The organism is Schaalia sp. ORNL0103 (assembly GCF_019429565.1).
GTDB lineage: Bacteria > Actinomycetota > Actinomycetes > Actinomycetales > Actinomycetaceae > Pauljensenia.
In genome coordinates, this window is the sequence record NZ_JAHXSA010000001.1 from 937007 (window position 1) to 957626 (window position 20620).

The 20620-nt window shown below is 63.6% G+C and carries 19 protein-coding genes; 7 read left to right on the forward strand and 12 right to left on the reverse strand.

The features are described from left to right. Positions 1-122: 122 nt before the first annotated feature. Positions 123-1358, forward strand: coding sequence for a glucose-1-phosphate adenylyltransferase (locus tag JJJ16_RS04170; protein ID WP_034466673.1), 1236 nt, complete (start codon positions 123-125; stop codon positions 1356-1358). Positions 1359-1360: 2 nt separating this feature from the next. Continuing rightward, entirely contained in the window at positions 1361-2044 is a 684-nt protein-coding gene (gene serB / locus JJJ16_RS04175; protein WP_219751488.1) for a phosphoserine phosphatase SerB, read from the forward strand. A 9-nt stretch (positions 2045-2053) separates the two neighbouring features. Here the strand turns inward: serB and JJJ16_RS04180 are convergent, their stop codons facing one another. The 11 genes from JJJ16_RS04180 to JJJ16_RS04230 form a co-directional block, all read right to left on the reverse strand. Beyond that, the gene (locus JJJ16_RS04180) at positions 2054-2581 is read right to left on the reverse strand and encodes an NUDIX hydrolase (RefSeq protein WP_219751489.1); all 528 of its coding nucleotides are present in this window, start codon (positions 2579-2581) and stop codon (positions 2054-2056) included. Next, positions 2578-3426, reverse strand: a complete 849-nt coding sequence (locus JJJ16_RS04185) for a PrsW family intramembrane metalloprotease (RefSeq protein ID WP_318836522.1) — start codon at positions 3424-3426, stop codon at positions 2578-2580. Before JJJ16_RS04185 ends, JJJ16_RS04180 begins: the two co-directional genes overlap by 4 nt. Before the next feature lie 180 nt (positions 3427-3606). Further along, positions 3607-4941 (reverse strand): PrsW family intramembrane metalloprotease, encoded by a 1335-nt coding sequence (locus tag JJJ16_RS04190; RefSeq protein WP_219751490.1) that lies wholly within the window; start codon positions 4939-4941, stop codon positions 3607-3609. Next, complete coding sequence (locus JJJ16_RS04195) at positions 4910-5524, reverse strand: hypothetical protein (RefSeq protein ID WP_219751491.1); 615 nt, start codon at positions 5522-5524, stop codon at positions 4910-4912. Before JJJ16_RS04195 ends, JJJ16_RS04190 begins: the two co-directional genes overlap by 32 nt. Beyond that, positions 5521-6702: a glycosyltransferase family 4 protein gene (locus tag JJJ16_RS04200; RefSeq protein WP_219751492.1), complete on the reverse strand. Its 1182-nt coding sequence runs from the start codon at positions 6700-6702 to the stop codon at positions 5521-5523. The genes JJJ16_RS04195 and JJJ16_RS04200 overlap by 4 nt, the downstream gene beginning before the upstream one ends. Further along, entirely contained in the window at positions 6699-7625 is a 927-nt protein-coding gene (locus JJJ16_RS04205) for a phosphatidylinositol mannoside acyltransferase (protein WP_219751493.1), read from the reverse strand. Before JJJ16_RS04205 ends, JJJ16_RS04200 begins: the two co-directional genes overlap by 4 nt. Continuing rightward, positions 7622-8248: a phosphatidylinositol phosphate synthase gene (gene pgsA / locus JJJ16_RS04210; RefSeq protein WP_219751494.1), complete on the reverse strand. Its 627-nt coding sequence runs from the start codon at positions 8246-8248 to the stop codon at positions 7622-7624. Before pgsA ends, JJJ16_RS04205 begins: the two co-directional genes overlap by 4 nt. Beyond that, positions 8248-8841: an HIT family protein gene (locus tag JJJ16_RS04215; RefSeq protein ID WP_219751495.1), complete on the reverse strand. Its 594-nt coding sequence runs from the start codon at positions 8839-8841 to the stop codon at positions 8248-8250. Before JJJ16_RS04215 ends, pgsA begins: the two co-directional genes overlap by 1 nt. 5 nt (positions 8842-8846) lie before the next feature. Next, a complete protein-coding gene (gene thrS, locus JJJ16_RS04220; RefSeq protein WP_219751496.1) occupies positions 8847-10880 on the reverse strand; it encodes a threonine--tRNA ligase in 2034 nt (677 codons plus the stop codon). Between the two features lie 72 nt (positions 10881-10952). Beyond that, entirely contained in the window at positions 10953-11978 is a 1026-nt protein-coding gene (locus tag JJJ16_RS04225) for a lipid II:glycine glycyltransferase FemX (RefSeq protein ID WP_219751497.1), read from the reverse strand. Between the two features lie 103 nt (positions 11979-12081). Continuing rightward, the gene (locus tag JJJ16_RS04230) at positions 12082-13359 is read right to left on the reverse strand and encodes a carboxylate--amine ligase (RefSeq protein ID WP_219751498.1); all 1278 of its coding nucleotides are present in this window, start codon (positions 13357-13359) and stop codon (positions 12082-12084) included. Between the two features lie 71 nt (positions 13360-13430). On the opposite strand from JJJ16_RS04230, the gene JJJ16_RS04235 reads away from it, so the two are divergent. The 5 genes from JJJ16_RS04235 to JJJ16_RS04255 all read left to right on the forward strand — a co-directional run bounded on the left by JJJ16_RS04235 (position 13431) and on the right by JJJ16_RS04255 (position 18354). After that, positions 13431-14258: a hypothetical protein gene (locus tag JJJ16_RS04235; RefSeq protein ID WP_219751499.1), complete on the forward strand. Its 828-nt coding sequence runs from the start codon at positions 13431-13433 to the stop codon at positions 14256-14258. A 38-nt stretch (positions 14259-14296) separates the two neighbouring features. Further along, positions 14297-14929 (forward strand): hypothetical protein, encoded by a 633-nt coding sequence (locus JJJ16_RS04240; protein WP_225904986.1) that lies wholly within the window; start codon positions 14297-14299, stop codon positions 14927-14929. A gap of 86 nt (positions 14930-15015) precedes the next feature. Next, positions 15016-15726: a hypothetical protein gene (locus JJJ16_RS04245; protein WP_219751500.1), complete on the forward strand. Its 711-nt coding sequence runs from the start codon at positions 15016-15018 to the stop codon at positions 15724-15726. Between the two features lie 87 nt (positions 15727-15813). Beyond that, the gene (locus JJJ16_RS04250; protein WP_219751501.1) at positions 15814-16566 is read left to right on the forward strand and encodes an adventurous gliding motility protein AgmX; all 753 of its coding nucleotides are present in this window, start codon (positions 15814-15816) and stop codon (positions 16564-16566) included. A 21-nt stretch (positions 16567-16587) separates the two neighbouring features. After that, a complete protein-coding gene (locus JJJ16_RS04255) occupies positions 16588-18354 on the forward strand; it encodes an alpha-glucosidase (RefSeq protein ID WP_219751502.1) in 1767 nt (588 codons plus the stop codon). Positions 18355-18604: 250 nt separating this feature from the next. Here JJJ16_RS04255 and JJJ16_RS04260 read toward each other — a convergent pair whose 3' ends face one another. Continuing rightward, on the reverse strand, positions 18605-20521 hold the full coding sequence (locus JJJ16_RS04260) for a DUF5979 domain-containing protein (protein ID WP_219751503.1): 1917 nt from the start codon (positions 20519-20521) through the stop codon (positions 18605-18607). Positions 20522-20620 lie beyond the last annotated feature (99 nt).

A 20620-nucleotide genomic window follows, 5' to 3' on the forward strand; every position in this document is an offset into this window, starting at 1 on the left:
CTCACGTCACCGCTGGTCGAAAACGAGACGGTGTAGCAATCGATAGACATTTGTAATACAGTGTGACCACTCCCACGGATCCGCGCCGATGCGGGTCCACTCGACCAACGAAGAGGTGCCACATGGCAAAGAACCACGTTCTGGCAATCGTTCTCGCGGGCGGTGAGGGAAAGCGACTGATGCCCCTGACGGATGACCGTGCAAAGCCGGCAGTCCCGTTCGGTGGTCACTTCCGTCTGATCGATTTCGCGCTGTCGAACATCGTGAATTCCGGATACCTCAAGATTGTTGTCTTGACGCAGTACAAGTCCCATTCGCTCGACCGCCACGTCACAAAGACCTGGTACACGTCTCCCCTACTCGGCAACTTCATCGCTCCTGTGCCGGCTCAGCAGCGTCGCGGCCCGCACTGGTACCTGGGTAGCGCGGATGCCATCTACCAGTCGCTCAACATCGTCGACGACGAGCAGCCGGAGTACATCGTCATCATCGGTGCGGACAACATCTACCGTATGGACTTCTCGCAGATGGTCCAGCACCACATCGATTCGGGCCTGCCCGCCACGGTCGCCGGCATCCGTCAGCCGATCGAGCTGGCTTCGGCGCTCGGCGTCATCGACGGCGAGAACGGGGTTGTCAAGAACTTCCTCGAGAAGCCGAAGAACGCCGTGGGCCTGCCCGACGATCCCACCAAGGTCCTCGCATCCATGGGCAACTACGTGTTCACCACGAAGGATCTGGTCAACGCTCTGCGTGAAGATGCGGCCGACCCCGATTCGAAGCACGACATGGGTGGCAACATCATTCCGTGGTTCGTCGAGCGCGGCGAGTGCGGCGTCTACGACTTCCAGGACAACGACGTGCCGGGCTCGACCGACCGCGACCGCGACTACTGGCGTGACGTCGGTACGCTGGACGCCTACTACGAGGCGAACATGGACCTGATCTCGGTGCACCCGGTGTTCAACCTGTACAACCGCGACTGGCCGACCATGACGATGATCGACGGCTCACTGCCGCCGGCCAAGTTCGTGTACGGCGATGCGGATCGTCTGGGTCACGCGATCGACTCGTTCGTCTCCCCCGGCGTCATCGTCTCCGGCGGTGAGATCGTGCGCTCGGTCATTTCCCCGAACACCTACGTCCACTCGTGGGCGAAGATCGAGGATTCCGTCGTTATGCACGGCTGTCGCATCGGCCGCTCGGCCCGGGTCGTGAAGACGATTCTGGACAAGAACGTCGTCGTTGAGGAAGGCGCCGTCGTCGGCGTCGATCTTGACCACGATCGCGAGCGTGGCTTCACCGTCACCGAGTCCGGCATTACGGTCGTTCCCAAGGGTGCGGTCGTCCGCAAGTGAGCATGACTCACCGTCTCGACGAGCCGGGTGCTCCGCTGCTGTGTGCCAGCGGGGCACCCGGCCTCGTCATCACCGACGTCGATTCGACGCTGATCAGCCAGGAAGTCATTGAAGAGCTCGCCGAAGCTGCGGGCACGCGGGCGCGCGTCGCCGAGATTACGTCTCGTGCGATGAATGGCGAGCTCGATTTCGCGGAGTCTTTGCGCGAGCGCGTTGCAACCCTCGCGGGGGTTCCCGAATCCGTCTTCGGCGATGTCCTATCCGTCATCACCCCCACGAAGGGCGCTCGCGAGCTGATCGACGCAGTGCACCGCGCCGGCGGAAAGTTCGGCATCGTCTCGGGCGGATTCGAGGAAGTGGTCGCTCCCCTGGCGGCCTCCCTCGACATCGATTTCTACGCGGCGAACCGCCTCGAGGTCGCCGGCGGCATGTTGACGGGCCGCGTGCTAGGGCGCATCGTGACCTCCCAGGTAAAGGTCGAGTGCTTGCGTTCCTGGGCCTCGTCCCTCGGTGTCCCGCTCGAGCGCACGGTTGCGATCGGCGACGGGGCGAACGATATCCCCATGATGCACGAGGCCGGGGTCGGTATCGCATTCTGCGCGAAGCCCGCCGTACGCGCGCAGGTGTCGGTCCAGCTGAACACGCCGGACCTGTCTCTGGCGATCACTCCCCTTGGCCTCGCCTAGTACGAAACGCTAGGGTTCGCGCGTGTCTGTCAGGCGGATCATCTTCCCATCCCACCCATCGCGCCAGGCGCGCGCGTACTCGAGGATCTGCGCGGGGTAGATTTCTCCATCGATCTGGGCGGCGGCCTCGTCGATGTCCCACCATGCCTGGGTGTCGATGACGGAGCGTTCCAGCTCGGTCCATCCGTCCCGGCTCAGGGCGGTCGAGGGCGCCTGCGCGATAAAAAACCACTCGTCCTGGCGCGCGGTGACCGCTAGGAAGTCGAACTCGGCGGTCCGGTAGAGGACGGGACCCACCAGGTCGTCAGGGGCCAGCTCGATGCCGGTTTCTTCGAAGACCTCACGCACGGCTGCGGTGCGCGGTTCCTCGCCCTCTTCGATGCCACCACCGATCGTGAACCACCAGAACCGCTCCGGTTGGTCTTCGTCATGGCCCTTGGCCAAGAGGACCCGTCCGCTGTCGTCAAAGAGGAGGACGCGGGCGGCCTCCCGATGGGGAAAGCCGTCCGCGTCCACAGGCCAGTCGAGTGCGCTCATGCCTCCAGGGTAGCTCGGTGGCGGCGCAAGCCCCACACGAGGAGGGCGACACTCACGACGAGAACGGGGATCTCAATCGCGCCGTAGGTCAGGTTCCACGAGTCCTCGGGAGCCAGGAACCCAACACCGTTAGCCTGGGCGTGCAGCGCGAGAGCTCCGACGAATCCGCCGGCCGCGGCGAGGAGGCCCACAAGCACATTCTGTGCGCGCAGCACTGCCCACGCGAGGGCGTAACCGAATACGCCGGTAAAGATGGCATGCGCGTATGCGCCAAGGATGGCACGTACGAGGAACGATTCCCACAGTCCGCTCATCCCGTTTTCAAGGGCGCTCACGTAGTAGCCCACGTCCTCACCCCAGGCGAAACCGAGGCCAACGAGCGCTCCGAGCACGCCGCCCTGCGCAGGACGCGTGAGCAGCTTTCGTGCCGCGAGGATCAGCACCAGAACACCAACTCCCTTGCCTGTTTCTTCGACGAGGGGACCCGTGACGACGGACGTCACGAAATCGACCGCATCATCGCTCAGGTTGCTCGCGGCTACGGCTGAGTCGATGACTGTGTTGCCGTATCCGGCGAAGATGAGCGCGCCACCGGTTCCCCAGCCGAATGCGGCCAACCAGGACAGCACGGTGGGCTTGAGGCGAGCGGCCCATGCGAAGAACACCAGGCCCACAACTGCGCTCAGCGTGGAGGCACCAACCGCAAGCCAGGCATCAGAAGGCGAGACACCCTCGAGGGCGACCGTCAATTCATAGATAGCCGCCCGAACGCTCAATGCAATGAGGATGAGCGAGCACGCGACGAGCGCCCACGAACGAGGGCGCATAGAAACAGCACGAGTCACGTTATTTCCTTTCTGTCGCCCCCCATCATGCCCGCTGTTCCTATGCATCACCTGTGAGGGGGCGATGGAACAGCCGTGAGAAAGCGCTCACGCAACAGACCCCGTAGCGGGAGCCACCGAGAAACCCATCTCGCCTCGTTGACTCGGTTCCGCCCCATTACCCCTGTTCAGCGCGACGTGTCAGGCGACGTGCGCACGACCCGCGACGGCGTTCGTGACATCCTTTTGCTGCTCAGCGATAGACGTCAGTCGCAGGAATTCACGACGCTTTTCAACGGCGTCGGCCAGCATCTGACGATCGTTTTCGATGCGCGAGCGATCGGCGCCGTGGCGAGCCATGAGGCGCTGGTCGAGGCCGAGGGAGGCCAGGTCGGACAAGAAGGCGCGCATCGCGCGCTTCGCATCCCGACCACCCTGGGCAGCCCACTTGAAGGCGGCTTGACGCGCGCGACGATCGGTCGCCATCGAGACTTCGCCGGGAAGGATCCATCCGGTGCGCACGTAGGGAACCAGGCCCTCGCGAATGTGGAGAGCCTCCCGGCGCGCAGCTCGCAGCAGCAGAATCGACCAGAGAACGAAGCCGGGAATACCCACCACAAGATACATCGCAATGAAGGCCAATCCGGATCCGGTCAATGCGGTGCTTCCATTCCACACGAAGTGAATGAGCATCGCGAAGAACCAGAAGACGACGACGATAGCGGTCTTCGACCAGCCCCGCTTGAACTTGAGGAGGGCGAGCGCCAATCCGATGCCCGTCATCGAGGTGGCCATCACGTGCAGGAAGGGCCCTGCCAAGGCGCGAAGAACGAACACAAACACGAGAGTCTTTGTTCCTTGGCCCTCGGTGCGCAGGAAGTACAGGATGTCCTCGAAGAAAAGGAACCCGGCCGCCGAGAATCCCGCGTACACGACACCGTCGAGCACCGAGTTGATGGAGTTGCGGCGGACAACGACGATGATGAGAACGCCGATGCCTTTGAGGGTCTCCTCAACGAGGGGAGCGATGAATGACGCGGCGAGTGCCTCCGCACGGTCGAAGTCACCGATTGTAGCGGCAATGTCCTCGCCCAGTGCCGTATTCATGATCATCGCCGACAGCGTTGCCACGCCCCCGCCCCACAGAAACATCGCGAGCTTCGTCGTCCACGGTTCTGGCTCCCAGCGATCGATCCGCTGGAGGAAGCCGACGACGATCACGAGGGCAACCAGGGACAGCAGCGTCGTCTTCACGAAGGATGTCACACTCGAAGACTCGGGTGCCAGACCGTAGACGATGATGCCGATGGTCCCCAGCACGCCGATCGTCGTCATGACAACCTCGAACCAGGGGAAGGAATGCGCGGCCTTGGGAGGCTGCCAGACGGGAGCGGCATCGTCGGGGGCCGGTGCTGAGACGCCATCGGTGGAGTCGATGGTCGCGCTGCTGATCTTGCTGAGGCGATAGTCCTCGCCGGGCCCTCCCCAGTGGGTCGCATGCATATCAGTAACCTCGTCCGCCGGTCTGCGTGTCATCATCAAAGTCAATGGGCTCGGGAATCGGAGCATGCCCGGCCAGTCGCAACAATTTTACCATTCGTGCGGAACGCAGGGCACGAACTCCCGCGACATCCACGTTATGGACGTTGCGTGTGAGCTCGATGCGATAGCACGTCGCATCCAACGCTTCCAAGCGCGCAGCGGCTTGGGAATCCGATGCAATGCGCGCCCGTTCTTCGAGGGTGAGAGTCTCACGGATTGCGCGAGACAGCGCGGACGCACGCTCCAAACGCGCGGCGACCTCGACACGATCGCCCTGGCGTTGCGCCGCAGTTCGGCGGTCGAGGCCATCGGTGGTGAGCTGGTCTCCCCCGTCCTGAATGTAGGCGCGTGCGGCGTCGGCGAGGCCGGAGTTTTCCAGACCGGCGCTGCGGCTCAACAGGTCTGCCTCGGAGGCCCGTCGCAGCAGGAGGCGCGAGAGCGAGTCGCGTGAAGCAAGGATGCGCTGATGGAGCCGGTCCAGACGGCGCGCGCGCGTGATCGCGAATCCTGCGACGACGCCGAGCGCAATAACAGCGAATACGATAGCGAGAAGCAGCCAGGGGGACAGCGAGATCATGCGAGTTCCTCCCCTTCTTCGCCGCGGCCTCGGATCAGGTCACGTGCCCGGCGCGTTCCCGATTCGGCGGGACTACCCATGGCGATCGCCAGCTTGTAGACCTCGAAGACCTTATCCGCTACAACCTCCCAATCATACTGCGCCGATGAGCGCGCTCCGGCTGCGGACAGCTCCTCGAGGCGGTCGTGGTCTGTCAGCAGGTCGATGAGTGTACGTGCGAGCGAGTCACTGTTGCCCGTCTCGAAGAGCGCGCCAGCTCGCCCGTCCTCTAGCACCGCACGGAAGGCTGGGATATCCGAGGCAACGACAGCCGTATGAGCCGCCATCGCCTCGACAAGGACGATACCGAAAGACTCGCCGCCCGTCTGCGGAGCGACGTAGATGCTGGCGCCCGCGAGCAAGGATTCCTTTTCCTCGTCGCTGATTCCACCCAGGAAAGACACCGAATCACCAAAACGCTCGACGGCCTGGCGAATCTCCGGGGCATCTCCTCGGCCGGCAATCAGGAAACGGGCACCCGGGAAACGCTCGAGAACACCAGCAATGGCACCGGCGAAAATGCTCAGACCCTTGCGGGGCTCATCGAGGCGGCCAAGAAACACGATGACCGGACGTTCGTCCGTCGCCACCCACTGTTCAAGGGGCTGCGCGCTGCGGAACGAGGCCGTTTCGACCCCGTTCGGAATGATGACGGCATCGCCGCCGTGGTGCTCGATCAGCGTTCGGCGCGCTTCCTCGGACACCGCGATGCGCACTCCGATGCGTTCCATGTACAGGCGCATGGGGGCCGAGGCAATCGCGCGCGAGACCGACCGACCGAGGGCCGCGTGGAATGTCCCCACGAGGGGGGCAGTCGACAGCATCGCAGCTGCCATTGACACCGAGGGAACGACAGGCTCGTGGACGTGCACGACGTCAAAATCGTTGTCTGCCAGCCAACGGCGAGTACGCGCGAGCGCCTTCGGCTTCACGGAAATATTGGCCACCGATCCGTTAAAGGGGATCGACACGGACGAACCGGCGGACGTGATCCACTCAGGCAGGTCCTCCGAGGTCGACGGCGTCAGCACCTGAACGTCGTGTCCGCGGGACCGCAGCTTCAACGCGAGGTCGCGAATGTGGAAGCCCACTCCCCCGGGCACATCCCAGGAGTACGGATTCACGATTCCAATCTTCATCGATTCTTCCTCTCATGCTCGGCCCTCGCGCGCGCCAGGCGCTCGGGGTCAAGATCCTCCACATACACGCGCTGCATCATGTGCCAGTCCTGCGCCTTGGTCGCCATCATGGCGGCGAATTCGTCTACCCACGCCTGCGTGAGGGCCTCGACGCGATTGAGGCCGGGGCGCTCCTGGCCATCCGCATTGATCGGTCCGACGCAACGCACGCGGACATCGGCCCCTGTGGGTGTCTCGTTCTCGTACGTGATGCAGGCTGCAAAGAGCGGACGCTCCAGCTTGGTCGCGAGCGCAGCGGGACCCGCGGCAACGAGTGCGCGCCGCGTCCCCAGGTCGACCTCAATGCCCGAACCCGAAATATCCCGGTCTGCAAGAAGCGGGACGATGACGCTACGGCCGCGCACACGCTCGATGAGGGTGGAAAAGACCGACTCTCCCTTCGCAACGCCAATGATCTCCATGCCGAGGCCTTCGCGCAGCGACACGAAATGCTCAAACAGCGCGGGAGGCTCCACTTTTTCAGCCACGGTCACGATGCCACGACCGTGTGCGCACACCCACGCACCGGCACGATCCCAGCTGCCGGAGTGTCCGAGAGCGAGGACGACCGGTCCATCTTCGCTGGCCGCCGCCAGGGCCTCGAACCCCTCAAAGGCGACTCCGTCAAGAAGCGGCTCGCCGCGACGTGAGCCGAGCATCAGCTGTTCGGCGTAGTTGCGAATGTGCGAACGAACAGCACCACGCACCTCATCGGCGGATGGCTCCGTTCCGGTCAGACGCGCCATGTTGGCACACAGCCGGTCGATCATGGCACCCCCGCGCCGTGCTGCAATCGAAGCGCCGACGTCGGCCATGCGCATGACGAAGCGCAGCGGCAAGCGAGGGGCGATCGAAAAGGCAAGCGACAGGGGCGAAAAACTCACGGCGTTCCTTCGTCGATGTTGCGGGCAGTGAACCAGATGCGCTGGCAGACGGTCACGAAGGACGCAAACGCCACCCAGGTCAGGCCAGCCGCAAACACCCACTCGGGCAGACCAAGGCTCATGAGAATGGCCGTGCCCATACCAATGATGAGGCGGTCGGTGCGCTCGGCGATGCCCAGCTTGGCGACGACGCCGACGGATTCGGCGCGGGCGCGCGCGTAGGGAACGGCTGCCGCACCAACGATCGAGCAGATGCCGGCGATGATCGCCCAGGTGCGCACGAACGAGTCATCCATCTGGAAGACCGCGTAGGCGGTGAGGGAGCCAAACACGGCGCCGTCGCCCAGGCGGTCGAGCGTCGAATCGAGGAAGGCACCAAAACGCGTGCCGCCCGTCGTCATGCGCGCGAGCGTGCCGTCCACGGAGTCGCCAAACATGACGACGGCCAGGGCGATGCCGCCCTGCCAAATCCATCCTTGAGGAATGCAGATGACCGCGATCGCGACCGTCGCAACAGTGCCCGCGACCGTCACCATGTTCGGGGTGACACCCACGCGTGCGAGAACGCGAGCGAGAGGCGTAAAGATGGCCTTCGTGATGGAACGTCCGTGGTTTCCGAGCATCAGTCCTCCTTGGGCCAAGCGGCGGCGAGCCGAGCACGAGCATCCTCGAGGAGCTCAGGCACGGCCTTCGTCTGCGCAATAATCGGCAAGAAGTTCGCGTCGCCCAACCAGCGTGGAACGACGTGCTGGTGCAGGTGGGCGGCGATACCGGCACCGGCCACATCGCCCTGGTTCATGCCGAGGTTGAAGCCCGCCGGAGAGGCAACGGCGCGGGTGACACGCATGGCGGTCGCCGTCAGGTTACCCAGCTCGACGCGTTCCTCGTTGGTGAGCTCCGTGTAGTCAGAGACGTGACGATACGGGCACACGAGCAGGTGCCCGGAATTGTAGGGGAACAGGTTCATGAGCACGAAGCACGTGTCGCCGCGGTAGACGATCAGTCCAGCCTGGTCGTCCTTACCGGGCGCCGTGCAGAACGGGCACCCCACGTCCGAGGCGTCGGCGGGCTTGCCTTCGCCGCGGATATAGGCCATCCGGTAGGGGGTCCAGAAACGACCAAAGCCGTCCGGGACGCCCGCCAGCGAGCGGGCGTCCTCGGTCGGCAACGGGCCGTTCGGGGTACCGATCGAGTCGGAACCGGCGTCGCGGCTCATGACACTCACGCCTCGTCGAGGCCGTCGATCTGGTCCGCGTTATTGCGCTGCTCGATGTGCGAGACGATCAGCTCGACGGCACGATCAACGGCGACACCGTTGTGCTGCGAGCCGTCACGCAGACGGAAGGACACGGCCCCGGCCTCGACGTCCTCGCCGCCGGCGATGAGCGTGAACGGGATCTTGTCCTTGGAGGCGTTGCGAATCTTCTTGCCGAAGCGGTCGTCCGACAGGTCGGTCTCGACGCGCACGCCGCGCTCACGCAGCTTCGCGGCAACGTCCTTGACGTAGCCGTCAAAGGCCTCAGCGACGGGGATGAGACGGACCTGGACGGGCGAGAGCCACGCCGGGAATGCGCCCGCGTAGTGCTCGGTGAGAACGCCGATGAAGCGCTCGACCGAACCCAGCTTGGCGGAGTGGATCATGACGGGGCGCTGACGGGAACCATCGGCCGCCGTGTACTCCAGATCGAAGCGGTCGGGCTGGTTGAAGTCGTACTGAATCGTCGACATCTGCCAGGTACGACCGATCGCGTCCTTAACCTGCACGGAGACCTTGGGGCCGTAGAAGGCGGCGCCACCCGGATCCGGAACCAGGTCGAGGCCGGTCGCGGCGCAGGCGTCCTCGAGTGCCTTCGTGGCGGCCGCCCAATCCTCATCCGAGCCGATGAACTTGTCTTTCTTCTTGCCGTCCTCGTCGCGCGTGGACAGCTCCAGGTAGAAGTCCTTGAGGCCGAAAGCGGAGAGAATCGACAGGAAGAACTCGATCTGCGTACGAATCTCCTCCGAGGCCTGCTCAGGCGTGCAGTAGGTGTGCGAGTCGTCCTGCGTGAAGCCGCGCATGCGGGTCAGGCCGTGGACGACGCCGCTCTTCTCGTAGCGGTAGTCGTGGCCCAGCTCGTAGAAGCGCAGGGGCAGCTCGCGGTAGGAGCGGCCGCGCGAACGGAAGATCAGGTTGTGCATCGGGCAGTTCATAGCCTTGAGGTAGTACTCCTGGCCTGCCTTGGTCACGTTGCCGTCCTCGTCGCGCTCTTCGTCGACGAGCATGGGCGGGAACATCGTGTCCGCGTAGTAGGGCAGGTGACCCGACGTGTGGAAGAGTCCACCCTTGGAGATCTCGGGGGTGTGCACGAAGTCGAAGCCGGCCTTCTTGTGACGGTCAGTCACGTAGGACTCGATCTCGTGACGCAGGATGCCACCCTTGGGATGGAAGACAACGAGGCCGGGGCCGATCTCCTCGGGGAAGGAGTACAGGTCCAGCTCGGCGCCGAGGCGACGGTGGTCGCGGCGCTCGGCCTCCTTGATGCGCTCCTGGTAGGCGACGAGGTCTTCCTTGGAGGCCCAGGCGGTGCCGTAGATGCGCTGGAGCTGATCGTTCGACTGATCGCCCTTCCAGTAGGCGGCCGAGGCCTTGGTCAGTGCGAAGCCGTTACCGATGAGCTTGGTGGAGGGCAGGTGTGGACCGCGGCACAGGTCCTTCCACGCGACCGAGCCGTCGCGGCGGACGTTGTCGTACATGGTGAGCGTGCCGCCGCCGACCTCGACGGAAGCACCCTCGGCGCCCTTACCCTTCGTGGTGACGAGCTCGAGCTTGTAGGGCTGCTCAGCAAGCTCGACGACAGCCTGCTCCTCGGAAATCTCGCGGCGCACGAAGCGCTGGCCTTCCTTGATGATGCGCTTCATGCGCTTCTCGAGGTCACGCAGCAGCTCGGGGGTCACCGCGTCGATGTTGCCGAAGTCGTAGTAGAAGCCGTCGGTGATGAAAGGGCCGATGCCGAGGTTGACGTCCGGGAAGACGTCCTGGACGGCCTGCGCGAGCACGTGCGTGGCACTGTGGCGCAGGATGTTCAGGCCGTCCTCGCTGGCCAGGGTGATGGCCTCGACGGTCGTTCCTGCTTCAAAAGGCGTCTCGAGGTCACGCGGGGTGCCGTCAACCTTGATGGCGACGACATCGCCCGACTTCTCGAACCACGTTGTGCCCGTGGTCCCCGCCGGTACGGTCTGTTCGTGTCCGTCAATGACGAGCGAGATATCGGGCACTGTGTCTCCTAGTTTCGTTAGATACGCGAGATTGTGTTGCGAATTGAATTCTAGCCCCGTGGCGCGAACGCTTCAGGAGCGGGCGCGCCAGTCCTTCACGGCCTTCGCGGCGCTCAGGGCACGGTAGGTGGCCTTCTTGATGGGCATGTCCCAGCCACCGGGCACGTCTGTGAAGTGCGAGGCGAAGGCACTCTTGTACTTACCGACGCTGTACAGATCGGGGCAACGCGGCGAATGCGCGCCCATCAGGTCGAATTCGCGCACACCGTCGCGGGCAAGGAATTCGGCGGCCAGGAAATCCAGGACCGGGGGCTGGCGCAGGCGACGGCCGGCCTCGGTGGAGGCGCCGTATTCGGCCTGCGCACGGATTCCTTCGACGAGGCAGAAGTCCCAGCACAGGATGTTTCCGTCGGCATCGCGCATCGAGAAAATGCGGGCGTGCTGCGGGCCCAGCGTCTTGAGCAGGCTGAGGTAGTACTCCTTGGGGTGGGGACGGAAGCCGTCACGCTTGGCGGTCTCCTCCATGACGGCGTAGTACTCGTCGATGACGGCCTCGGCGTTGGCGGTGTCCTCATGGAAGGTGACACCCTCGGCCTTGCCCTTCTTCAGGCCGGAGCGGATCGAGCGTTTGCCGGCCTTGGGCATGGCGGCGAGGATCGCTTCTTCGGTCTTGCCGGAGGTATCGATGACGACGGTGCGATCGTAGGAGATCGTCTGCAGCGGCATGCACAGGTCGGGGTGCTGGTAGATGGCGTGCAGGCGGACGAAGGCGACGGTCTTGTCCTTCGCCTTAATCTCACGCACGAGGTCCGCTCGCAGAGCAGCTTCGCGCTCCGGGGAGGCTTCCTTCACCCACGCAGGTCCCCACTTCGCCCACAGGTAGTGGACGCCGCGCACCGAATACTTATAGAGGGTGATGAACGCGATCTTGGAATCATCCTCGCACCAGGCGTAGCGTCCCCACACTCCGTGGCCCTGGGATTCTTCAAACGCTTCCCACACGCACGTCTGTTCGATGGGCAGGGAGCGGTCCTGGAAGCCAGAGACCGCGGCGATCTTGTCTTCCTGAGAAATGGGCACGAGTGCGGTTGTCGTCATGGTGTCCTCGTTGGTCGGAAATATCGGTCGCGTAGGAAGTCAGTCTATCAGGGGCTTCTCCCCCGCTGACGAGGCCGGGGCCGGGCAGGGAAGGGGCGTGACGTCAGTAGGACGTCTCGGTGGGTTCCGGATAGTAGCGGGCGAACTTACGCCTGTGGTTCTGCTTCTGGAGCCACACGGTGAGGTTGCGGCGCAGGTCCTTCTCGGTTGGGTTGAGGAGCAGGTCGAAACGACGCCCCTCGCGGATGATGCGCTTGACGCGCGCGCGCAGCTCGGGGTCCGTGATGTAGTGAAGGAGGAGCGAATCGGGAACGAGGGTGTAGAGGATCTCGTCGGTCGCCTGGGTCTGCTCGCAGGCCTTGCCGTCAATAAGGTCCTCGACCATCGGGATCATCGGGTTCGCGCCGGCGGCGGCCATGTACCAGTTGTTGCGACCGATACGCGGGTTCACCTCAAAAAAGAGCGCTCGCCCGTCCCTGGGATCGATCTTCACGTCGAAGTTCGCGAAACCGCGGTAGCCGTTCTCGGTCAGTAGGGCGCAGGCATCGCGCCACAGCGTCGGGAAGTCCTCGGTGATCATCGCGACGGGGTTTCCGATCATCGTGGGCGCGTGATCTTCGAGGAGGACGCGCGCCGACCCGATCAGGGTCACCTCTCCGCGCGAGTCTACGTACGCCGTGATCGAGCGCATCGCGGTGTTATCGCCGGGAATCAACTCCTGCACCAGGAAGGTATCGCGGAAACCCGCAGCCTTCAGGGTCCCCCACAGCTGAGTGAGTTCCTCGGCCGTGTCGATGAACCAGATCTTGCGCTTGCCCTCGAACTCGAGCACATCGTAGGGCTCACCCTTGGCAGACTTAGCAACCACGGGGAAACTGAAGGGAATCTCAGGAGCGGCCCAGGCCTCGTCCTCCGCTCCGGAGAAATCGACCTCGACCGTCCCCGGCGTGGCAATCCCCGCACGCTCGCACGCACGAGCAAATTCTGCCTTGTCGGTCAGTCGATCCATGACCTCCTCGGTGGGGAACGGCAGCGCGTAGTGGCGTGAGAGCGTCTCCATGTTCCGGGCGACGAACGCCGAGAAGATGTCGTGGTTGGCCATCAGGATGAGCTTCTTGTCCGAATGCTCACCCGCAATGGTCATAAGGACGTCCAGGAGCTGTGCGTCACTCGCATGGGCGCTCACGTGGCGGACATCAAAAAAGTGCGAACGCGTGATCGACTCGGTCGGCTGCGATCCCACGCAGATGCACCGACAACCGAACGCTTCGTTGAAACAACGCCCAATTCCGTAGACTCCGAAGTCTCCTCCGATAATGACGGGCAGGATGTCTTCGCGGGGCATCAGCGGTCGCGTCTGAGTCAGATAGTCGATCGTCATGCCACAAGCCTAGCGCCTGGTAGGATACAGAACGTTCCCTGAGACCTCTCTCACCAACACGGAAGTACATCATGAGCACGCCCTATTCTCCCGAGAATCAGCAGCCTTACCAGCCCCAGCAGGGTGGATACCCCCAGCAGGGCGGATACCAGCAAGGTGGCTTCGGGCAGCAGCCCACCCAGCAGATGCCCACCATGGGCGGTTACGGGCAGCAGCCCACCCAGCAGATGCCCGCCCTGGGGGCCTACGGTCAGTCTCAGGGCTACGGCCAGCAGGCCCAGCAGGGCTACTACCAGCAGGGCCAGTTCCCGGGCGCCCCGGGCGGCGATCAGCCGGCAAAGAAGAAGACTGGCCTCATCATCGGCATCATCGCGGCCGTCGTGGTCGTGCTCATTGCCGCCGGCGTCGCCATCTGGTGGTTCATGTCCGGCGACGACTCTTCCGACGCCGATGCTGCCCAGAGTGCCCCGAGTGCCGCTGCCCCGTCCGCGGGCGCAAACCCGTCGCAGCCCCCCGTGGGCACCAACCCCTCGCAGCCTCCCGTCGGTACCAACCCCTCGCAGCCTCCCGTCGGTACCAACCCCTCGCAGCCTCCCGCGGGTACGTCCCCCTCTAAAGGCACGGGTCCTGGCGCCGGCTCTGATCCTGACATGGAGAAGCAGGCCATCGCCGAGTGCACGAAGGAAATCAACAGCGACTACACGAACGCAAACGTCTCGGACACGAAGCTGGAACTGAAGGAAAGCTACGGTGAGACTAAGTGGTGGGACTACACCGGTACCGTCACCGGAACAAGCACTATCACGAACAAGCCTGTCACGACCCGGTTCACGTGCTCCGTGTTCTACTTCTCGAGCACGAAGGAATACTCCGCTGTCGTCATCCCCGAAACCTACTGACACGCGCTGACAGTTTCCGATAGACCGAGGGAGTCCCCATGTCCACCCCCTTCAACCCCAACCAGCAGCCAATGCCCGGCAACGGTCCGTACCCAACCGGGCAGCCGGCAAAGAAAAAGACGGGCCTCATCATCGGGATCGTCGCAGCCGTCGTGGTTGCGCTCATTGCCGCCGGCGTCGCCATCTGGTGGTTCATGTCCGGCGACGACTCTTCCGACACTGATGCTGCCCAGAGCGCCCCGAGCACCTCGGCTCCCGCGGCAGGGACCAACCCTTCCGCACCTGGCGGCACCAACCCCTCGCAGCCGCCCGCGGGCACCAACCCCTCGCAGCCCCCGGTGGGTACCAACCCCTCGCAGCCCCCGGTGGGTACCAACCCCTCGCAGGATACAGCCCCTGGTGGCGGCTCTAACTCCGACCTTGACCAGCAGGCCTTCGCCGAGTGCAACAAGGAATTCGACTATTTTTACACGAATGCAAGCGTCTCTGATGTAAAGCTCGAGTGGACGAATACCGCCGCCGATGGTACCCGGGCGTGGATGTACAAAGGCACACTCACCGGTACGCGCAAGGCAACGAAGCAGAACGTCAACGCTCCTTTCACCTGTGATGTCGCCTACTTCGTCAGCTCAAAGAGTTTCAAAGCTGCCATTAACGTCAAAGATTACTGAGACACAGCACTGTGACCTCGTCGAGCACGACAACTCCACTGCAGCGCACGCGCACTGACAGTTTCCGATAGACCGAGGGAGTCCCCATGTCCACCCCCTTCAACCCCAACCAGCAGCCAATGCCCGGCAACGGTCCGTACCCAACCGGGCAGCAGTTCGGCGCCGGTTACGGCCAGCAGCCCGGCCAGCAGATGCCTGGCGCTGGCAGCTACGGTCAGCCTCAGGGCTTCGGGCAGCAGCCTCAGCAGGGCTACTACCCTCAGGGCCAGTTCCAGGGCGCTCCCTATGGTGGAGCGCCGGAGAAGAAAAAGACGGGCCTCATCGTCGGTATCATCGCAGCAGTCCTGGTCGTCGCTATCATCGCCGGCATCGTGATCTGGGCACTGAACAAGGACGACTCTGACTCAGTCGCTGATTCACCCACTATGCCGGGGGTTCCTTCTCAGGGCTCCGGCCCTGCGGCGGGCACCAACCCGATGCAGCCGCCTGTGGGTACCAACCCGTCGCAGGGGACCGCTCCGGGGAATGGGAGCGCCGGACAAGGTGACATGCAGCAGCGGGTTGCCTCGATGTGCAAAGAGGAAATCAATAAGAAGTTTTCAAACGCCAACATCTCGAATGAGAACTTTACGCAGCCGGAGGTCCTCCCCAACGGCCAGAAGCAAATCTACACCGGGATCGTCAGCGGAACCGAAACCTCAACGAACAAGAGCGGACGTTGGGAGTTCACATGTAACGGCTACTACATTAAAGACATGAACGACTACACTGGCTGGATAACCTACAAAGAAGCCTAAGCCGTCACGTTCACGAGCTACCTTCAACGCACGTTGCGTTCACCTTGGAGACCGGCTCAACCTATCGAACCACAAACGGGAGCACCAATGTCGAACCCCTACAGCCCCAACCAGCAGCCTGCTGGCGGAAACGGCCAGTATCCGGCCGGGCAGCAGTACACCCAGCAGATGCCCACCGCAGGCGGATATCAGCAGCAAGGGTACCCGCAGCAGCAGGGATACGCCCAGCAGCCTCAGCAGGGCTACTACCAGCAGGGCCAGTTCCCGGGCGCCCCGTACGGTGGAGCGCCGGAGAAGAAGTCGAAGACCGGGCTGATCATCGGCATCATTGCAGCTGTGGTGGTCGTGATCCTGGTCGCTGGCGTCGCGATCTGGGCCCTGACCAAGGACGATTCCTCCACCGACGAGGCATCGGCCTCGCCGAGCGCTCCGACCAGCGCAGCGCCCACGTCCGCTCCTTCCGCGGAGCCCAGCCCGTCGGCTCCCATGACTCCCGCCCCTGCACCGACCCAGTCCACGCCGCCCGTCAGCACAAAGCCCAGCCCCGCACCGACCCAGGGTACGGGTTCTTCCGGGAGCGTCAGCTCCGATGAGGAATACGGCGTCAAGTCTGAATGTAAGTCCGCACTATCGCAGACGGTCCAGCAGGGCAAGCTTGACAACTGGACAGTCGAGCGTGACGGCGTGGATTCGAGCGGACGTCCTCAGTACCTATCGAAGGGCCAGTTCAACGGCACTCTTCTCACGGGCAAGAGCGGCACCTTCGACTTCACGTGCACAGTCGTCTACCACCAGGAGAATGGCTTGTACGAGGCGTGGGCTTCTATCGACGCCTACTAAACCGTACAACCGACAAGCGCAATGATCATCCACCCCGAGCTGCTTCCTGAAAAGCGCTACGCAGCGCAGCCCTGGTGGAAGAACGCCGTGCTGTACCAGGTCTATCCCCGTTCGTTCCAGGATACGAACGGGGATGGACTCGGAGACCTTGCGGGGATTATCCGCCGCCTCGACTACCTCGCTGAGCTGGGTGTCGATATCGTGTGGATATCCCCGATCTACCGCTCCCCTCAGGCGGATAACGGCTATGACATCTCGGACTACCGCGACGTCGATCCGCTGTTCGGAGATCTCGAGGCTTTCGATGCGCTCGTTACGCGCGCCCACGACCTGGGCATGCGCATCGTCATGGACCTCGTTGTCAACCACACGTCGATCGAGCACCCCTGGTTCGTTGAGTCAGCGTCGAGCGTCGACTCGGAGCGTCGAGACTGGTACTACTGGCGGGATCCGCGCCCTGGTTTCGAGCCTGGTGCTCCAGGTGCTGAGCCGACAAACTGGGAGTCGTTTTTCGGCGGGCCGGCGTGGGAGTATGACGCATCCACGGGCCAGTATTACCTTCATCTTTTCGCACGCGAGCAGCCCGATCTGAACTGGGAGAACCCGCAGGTTCGTGACGCCGTCTACGACATGATGAACTGGTGGCTCGACCGGGGCGTCGACGGCTTCCGTGTCGACGCGATTGACGTTATTTCGAAGCTACCGGGCTTGCCCGATGGCGGCCCGCCCCGCCCGCCGTTTGGGGTCGGCCACGAATGCTTCGCGGACGGGCCTCGTCTTCACGAGTTCCTGCAGGAGATGCACGAACGGACGTTCGCTCACCATCCGGGGTCGTTTACGGTCGGTGAGGCCTCGAACGCATCCCCCAAGACCGCACTGCTGTTTTGCGATCCCGAGCGCCGCGAGTTCAACATGCTCATCCAGTTCGAGCACGTCAACCTCGGCCTCGAAAACGGAAAATTCTTACCCCGCCAGCTGGCACCCGGGGAACTGGCGGATGTTCTCACTCGCTGGCAGGACACGCTCGGGGTGCGCGGATGGAACGCGCTGTACCTGGAGAACCACGACCAGCCGCGCTCGGTGTCCCGTTTCGGGGATCCGTCACACTACTGGTACGAATCGGCAACCGCCCTGGCGACCGCCTATTTCCTCCAGCGCGGCACCCCCTTCATCTATCAGGGCCAAGAGATCGGCATGCTCGGCGGCGACTTCACGACCGAAGCCGATTTCCGTGACGTCGAATCCGTGTCATACATGGAGCGCCTGGGGATCGAAAAGGTCCCCGAGGGACTCGCCGCAATGTCACGAGATAACGGCCGGACCCCGATGCAGTGGGACTCCTCCCCCGCTGCCGGTTTCTCTGAAGCAGTCCCCTGGATTGGCGTACCCGCTTCCGCTGAGCACATCACCGTCGCAGCGCAAGCGGATGATCCCCAGTCCATTCTGACGTACTACCGCGCGCTCATCAGTGCTCGCCACGTCATCCCCGCGCTGACCGATGGAACGTTCTCACGGATAGATGCCTCAGCGCCTGCGCTTTTCGTCTATCGGCGCAGCGCTCCAGGTTCGGACGTCCTCGTGATGGTCAATCTGTCCGGTCAGCGCCATGCTCCCCTGTTCTCTCCGGAGGACGAGGCCGTGGCTTCGTTGCCGTGGCGCCTCTACCTGGGCAATACGGACACGTCGTTCGTCGAGACGGATGACGCCGGCGACCGCATACAGAGCGAACCCACTGTTACCACACCGTTGAAGCCGTGGGAGGCTCGAGTATATCTCCTCGCTGGATAGAACCACGAGGAACTGCCCAAGGCGCCATCGGGCTCAATGCAAGGTGGCGCTGCGCTCTGTGAGCAACACCCCGACCATCGGCGAATGACCGTCGTTCTTTTTGCACGATTAGTGGTTTCCGGTCTCAGTACAGCTGCTTCACGCACGTAGAACACGCGGGTGGGAAGACCAAGTCTTCCCACCCGCGTGTTCCGCATGATTCGCGCATTCGCGTCACCGGTCCGGAGCCGCGAGAGGCACGTTCATCGGGTCAGCGCTGACGACGCTTGACGGCGACGAGCGATCCACCCGCAAGGGCCACGATTCCGGCCAGGACGCCGACATTCGCAGCATCAGCACCGGTCTTCGCCAGGCGCGGAGCCGGAGGCGTCGAAGGCGTCGGGGTCGGCTCCGGCGTCGGGGACTCCGAAGGCGTGGGGGTGGGCTTCGGAGACTCCGAGGGGGTCGGAGTGGGCTCCGGGGTCGGCGTCGGGGTCGGCGTCGGCGTGGGCGTCGGGGTCGGCGTCGGGGTCGGCGTCGGGGTCGGGGTCGGGGTCGGGGTCGGCGTCGGGGTCGGCGTCGGGGTCGGCGTCGGGGTCGGCGTCGGGGTCGGCGTCGGGGTCGGCGTCGGCGTGGGCGTCGGGGTCGGCGTCGGCGTGGGCGTCGGGGTCGGCGTCGGCGTGGGCGTCGGGGTCGGCGTCGGCGTGGGCGTCGGGGTCGGCGTGGGCTTAGGCGTAGGGACCAGCTTGTTGTTCAGGTTCAGCGCAAAGAGTTGATCCTCGCTGAGCTTGAAGGTCGCCTCGCGGTTGTTGGCCTTGAGGGTCACGCCCTGCGCGGTATCGAACACGCGGCTCTCGGCCTCGTTCCAGGTCACGCCATCGGCTGCAGGGAGGTCGCCCTCGGAGATGGTCACCTCGGTGCCCAGCGGGAGGGCGCCCGGGTAGCTGTAGCTCTTACCGGCCTTGACGGTCGCCTGGTAGGTCTTATTGACCGACGGATCGGCGTCGTTCTTCAGCGTGATGTTGAGGGTGTACTCGAGGTCCTTCGCGTTGTCGGGGAGCTCGCCGTCAACCTTCTTGGTCACCGAGAACGTCTGGTGGGCAAAGGCATCCGCAACGGCGCCAAAACGCACCACCTTCGTGACGGGGGAAACCTTCTTGCCGGGCACGTTGAACTCCACGGTGTTGGAGAACTTACCGACGATGTCGGCAGCGCGCTTGGCGCCCTCGACGCGAGTCGGAATCTCGACGATCGCCGACTGGTTCGCAGGAATCTCAGGGAACGTCACGGTCAGCTTCTGGGGAGTGCACTCGACCGTCGAACCAGTACCGAAGGCACCGTTCGAGGTGTCCTTGCTCTGGCGCTTACCCTCGGGCGTGGTCGGATCGACGACGACGAAGGTGTGCTTCTTGACGTAGTCCGTCACCGTGGCGCAGTCGTAGCTCCATTTTTCACCGGCGGGAACCTCGTCGACGATCGACGCACCGGTCACGGCCTTATCACCGGCCGGCAGGATCACACGCCACATGATGGCCTTGTTCTCATCGCCATCCTCACTGTCGTTCAGGCCAATCCAGCCCTCCTTGACAGTGCGAGCTTCACCGGTGGGGCGCACGACCATGTTGACCTTGCGCGAGACCACCTTGTTGCCGACCTGCACCACGAAATTCTCGTTGGCGGGGCCGGTGTACTGAATCGTGGCGCTCGTCGTCACGGAGCCCGCCCACTCGGCGGCCGAGTCGGCGTTCTCGTTAAAGACGACGGTGACGATACCGTCGGTCCCCCAGGTGCCGCAGCCGATGACAACGCCGGTTGCGGAACGGACGTCAAAGGTACGCTCGGTGGTGGGGCGCAGGATCGGCTGACCCGTGTTCGCCTCGGCGACGGTCGCGTCGTAGGTGAAGAAGTCGCCGGCCTTCACAGCACCGTTCGTCTTCCACGGCAGTTTGACGCCGACGTCCCACAGGTTCGCGATTGTCTTCGCTTCTGCACCCTGGGGATTGACCAGCTGCAGGTTATCCCAGTCAAGGTCAACCTTGTTGTTGACGTTCGTCGTGGGGGCGGGGCACGCGAGCGCCGTGGCCGACGCGGTGCGGGTCGTCAACAGCTGCAGAGCACCAAAGAAGCTCAACACCAGGGCAAAAGCTACAAGAAGTGCGCTAAGCCGCCTACTCTTCAACGCAACCATAAAAAAACTCCTGTCGATGGACATGAGACGGTATCGCCTCAAGGTCATAATTATAGAGTAACGGAGCAAAAAGTCCACCGATCAGAGAATTAGCAACAA

What these genes read in the sequence shown, in the direction of transcription:
- JJJ16_RS04215 (WP_219751495.1), bottom strand. Translation starts at nt 8,841, where the DNA reads ATGAGCCGCGACGCCGGTTCCGACTCGATCGGTACCCCGAACGGCCCG.
- JJJ16_RS04190 (WP_219751490.1), bottom strand. Translation starts at nt 4,941, where the DNA reads ATGACACGCAGACCGGCGGACGAGGTTACTGATATGCATGCGACCCAC.
- JJJ16_RS04235 (WP_219751499.1), top strand. Translation starts at nt 13,431, where the DNA reads ATGAGCACGCCCTATTCTCCCGAGAATCAGCAGCCTTACCAGCCCCAG.
- JJJ16_RS04225 (WP_219751497.1), bottom strand. Translation starts at nt 11,978, where the DNA reads ATGACGACAACCGCACTCGTGCCCATTTCTCAGGAAGACAAGATCGCC.
- JJJ16_RS04255 (WP_219751502.1), top strand. Translation starts at nt 16,588, where the DNA reads ATGATCATCCACCCCGAGCTGCTTCCTGAAAAGCGCTACGCAGCGCAG.
- JJJ16_RS04260 (WP_219751503.1), bottom strand. Translation starts at nt 20,521, where the DNA reads ATGGTTGCGTTGAAGAGTAGGCGGCTTAGCGCACTTCTTGTAGCTTTT.
- JJJ16_RS04195 (WP_219751491.1), bottom strand. Translation starts at nt 5,524, where the DNA reads ATGATCTCGCTGTCCCCCTGGCTGCTTCTCGCTATCGTATTCGCTGTT.
- JJJ16_RS04170 (WP_034466673.1), top strand. Translation starts at nt 123, where the DNA reads ATGGCAAAGAACCACGTTCTGGCAATCGTTCTCGCGGGCGGTGAGGGA.
- JJJ16_RS04250 (WP_219751501.1), top strand. Translation starts at nt 15,814, where the DNA reads ATGTCGAACCCCTACAGCCCCAACCAGCAGCCTGCTGGCGGAAACGGC.
- JJJ16_RS04245 (WP_219751500.1), top strand. Translation starts at nt 15,016, where the DNA reads ATGTCCACCCCCTTCAACCCCAACCAGCAGCCAATGCCCGGCAACGGT.
- pgsA (WP_219751494.1), bottom strand. Translation starts at nt 8,248, where the DNA reads ATGCTCGGAAACCACGGACGTTCCATCACGAAGGCCATCTTTACGCCT.
- JJJ16_RS04230 (WP_219751498.1), bottom strand. Translation starts at nt 13,359, where the DNA reads ATGACGATCGACTATCTGACTCAGACGCGACCGCTGATGCCCCGCGAA.
- JJJ16_RS04240 (WP_225904986.1), top strand. Translation starts at nt 14,297, where the DNA reads ATGTCCACCCCCTTCAACCCCAACCAGCAGCCAATGCCCGGCAACGGT.
- JJJ16_RS04200 (WP_219751492.1), bottom strand. Translation starts at nt 6,702, where the DNA reads ATGAAGATTGGAATCGTGAATCCGTACTCCTGGGATGTGCCCGGGGGA.
- serB (WP_219751488.1), top strand. Translation starts at nt 1,361, where the DNA reads ATGACTCACCGTCTCGACGAGCCGGGTGCTCCGCTGCTGTGTGCCAGC.
- JJJ16_RS04180 (WP_219751489.1), bottom strand. Translation starts at nt 2,581, where the DNA reads ATGAGCGCACTCGACTGGCCTGTGGACGCGGACGGCTTTCCCCATCGG.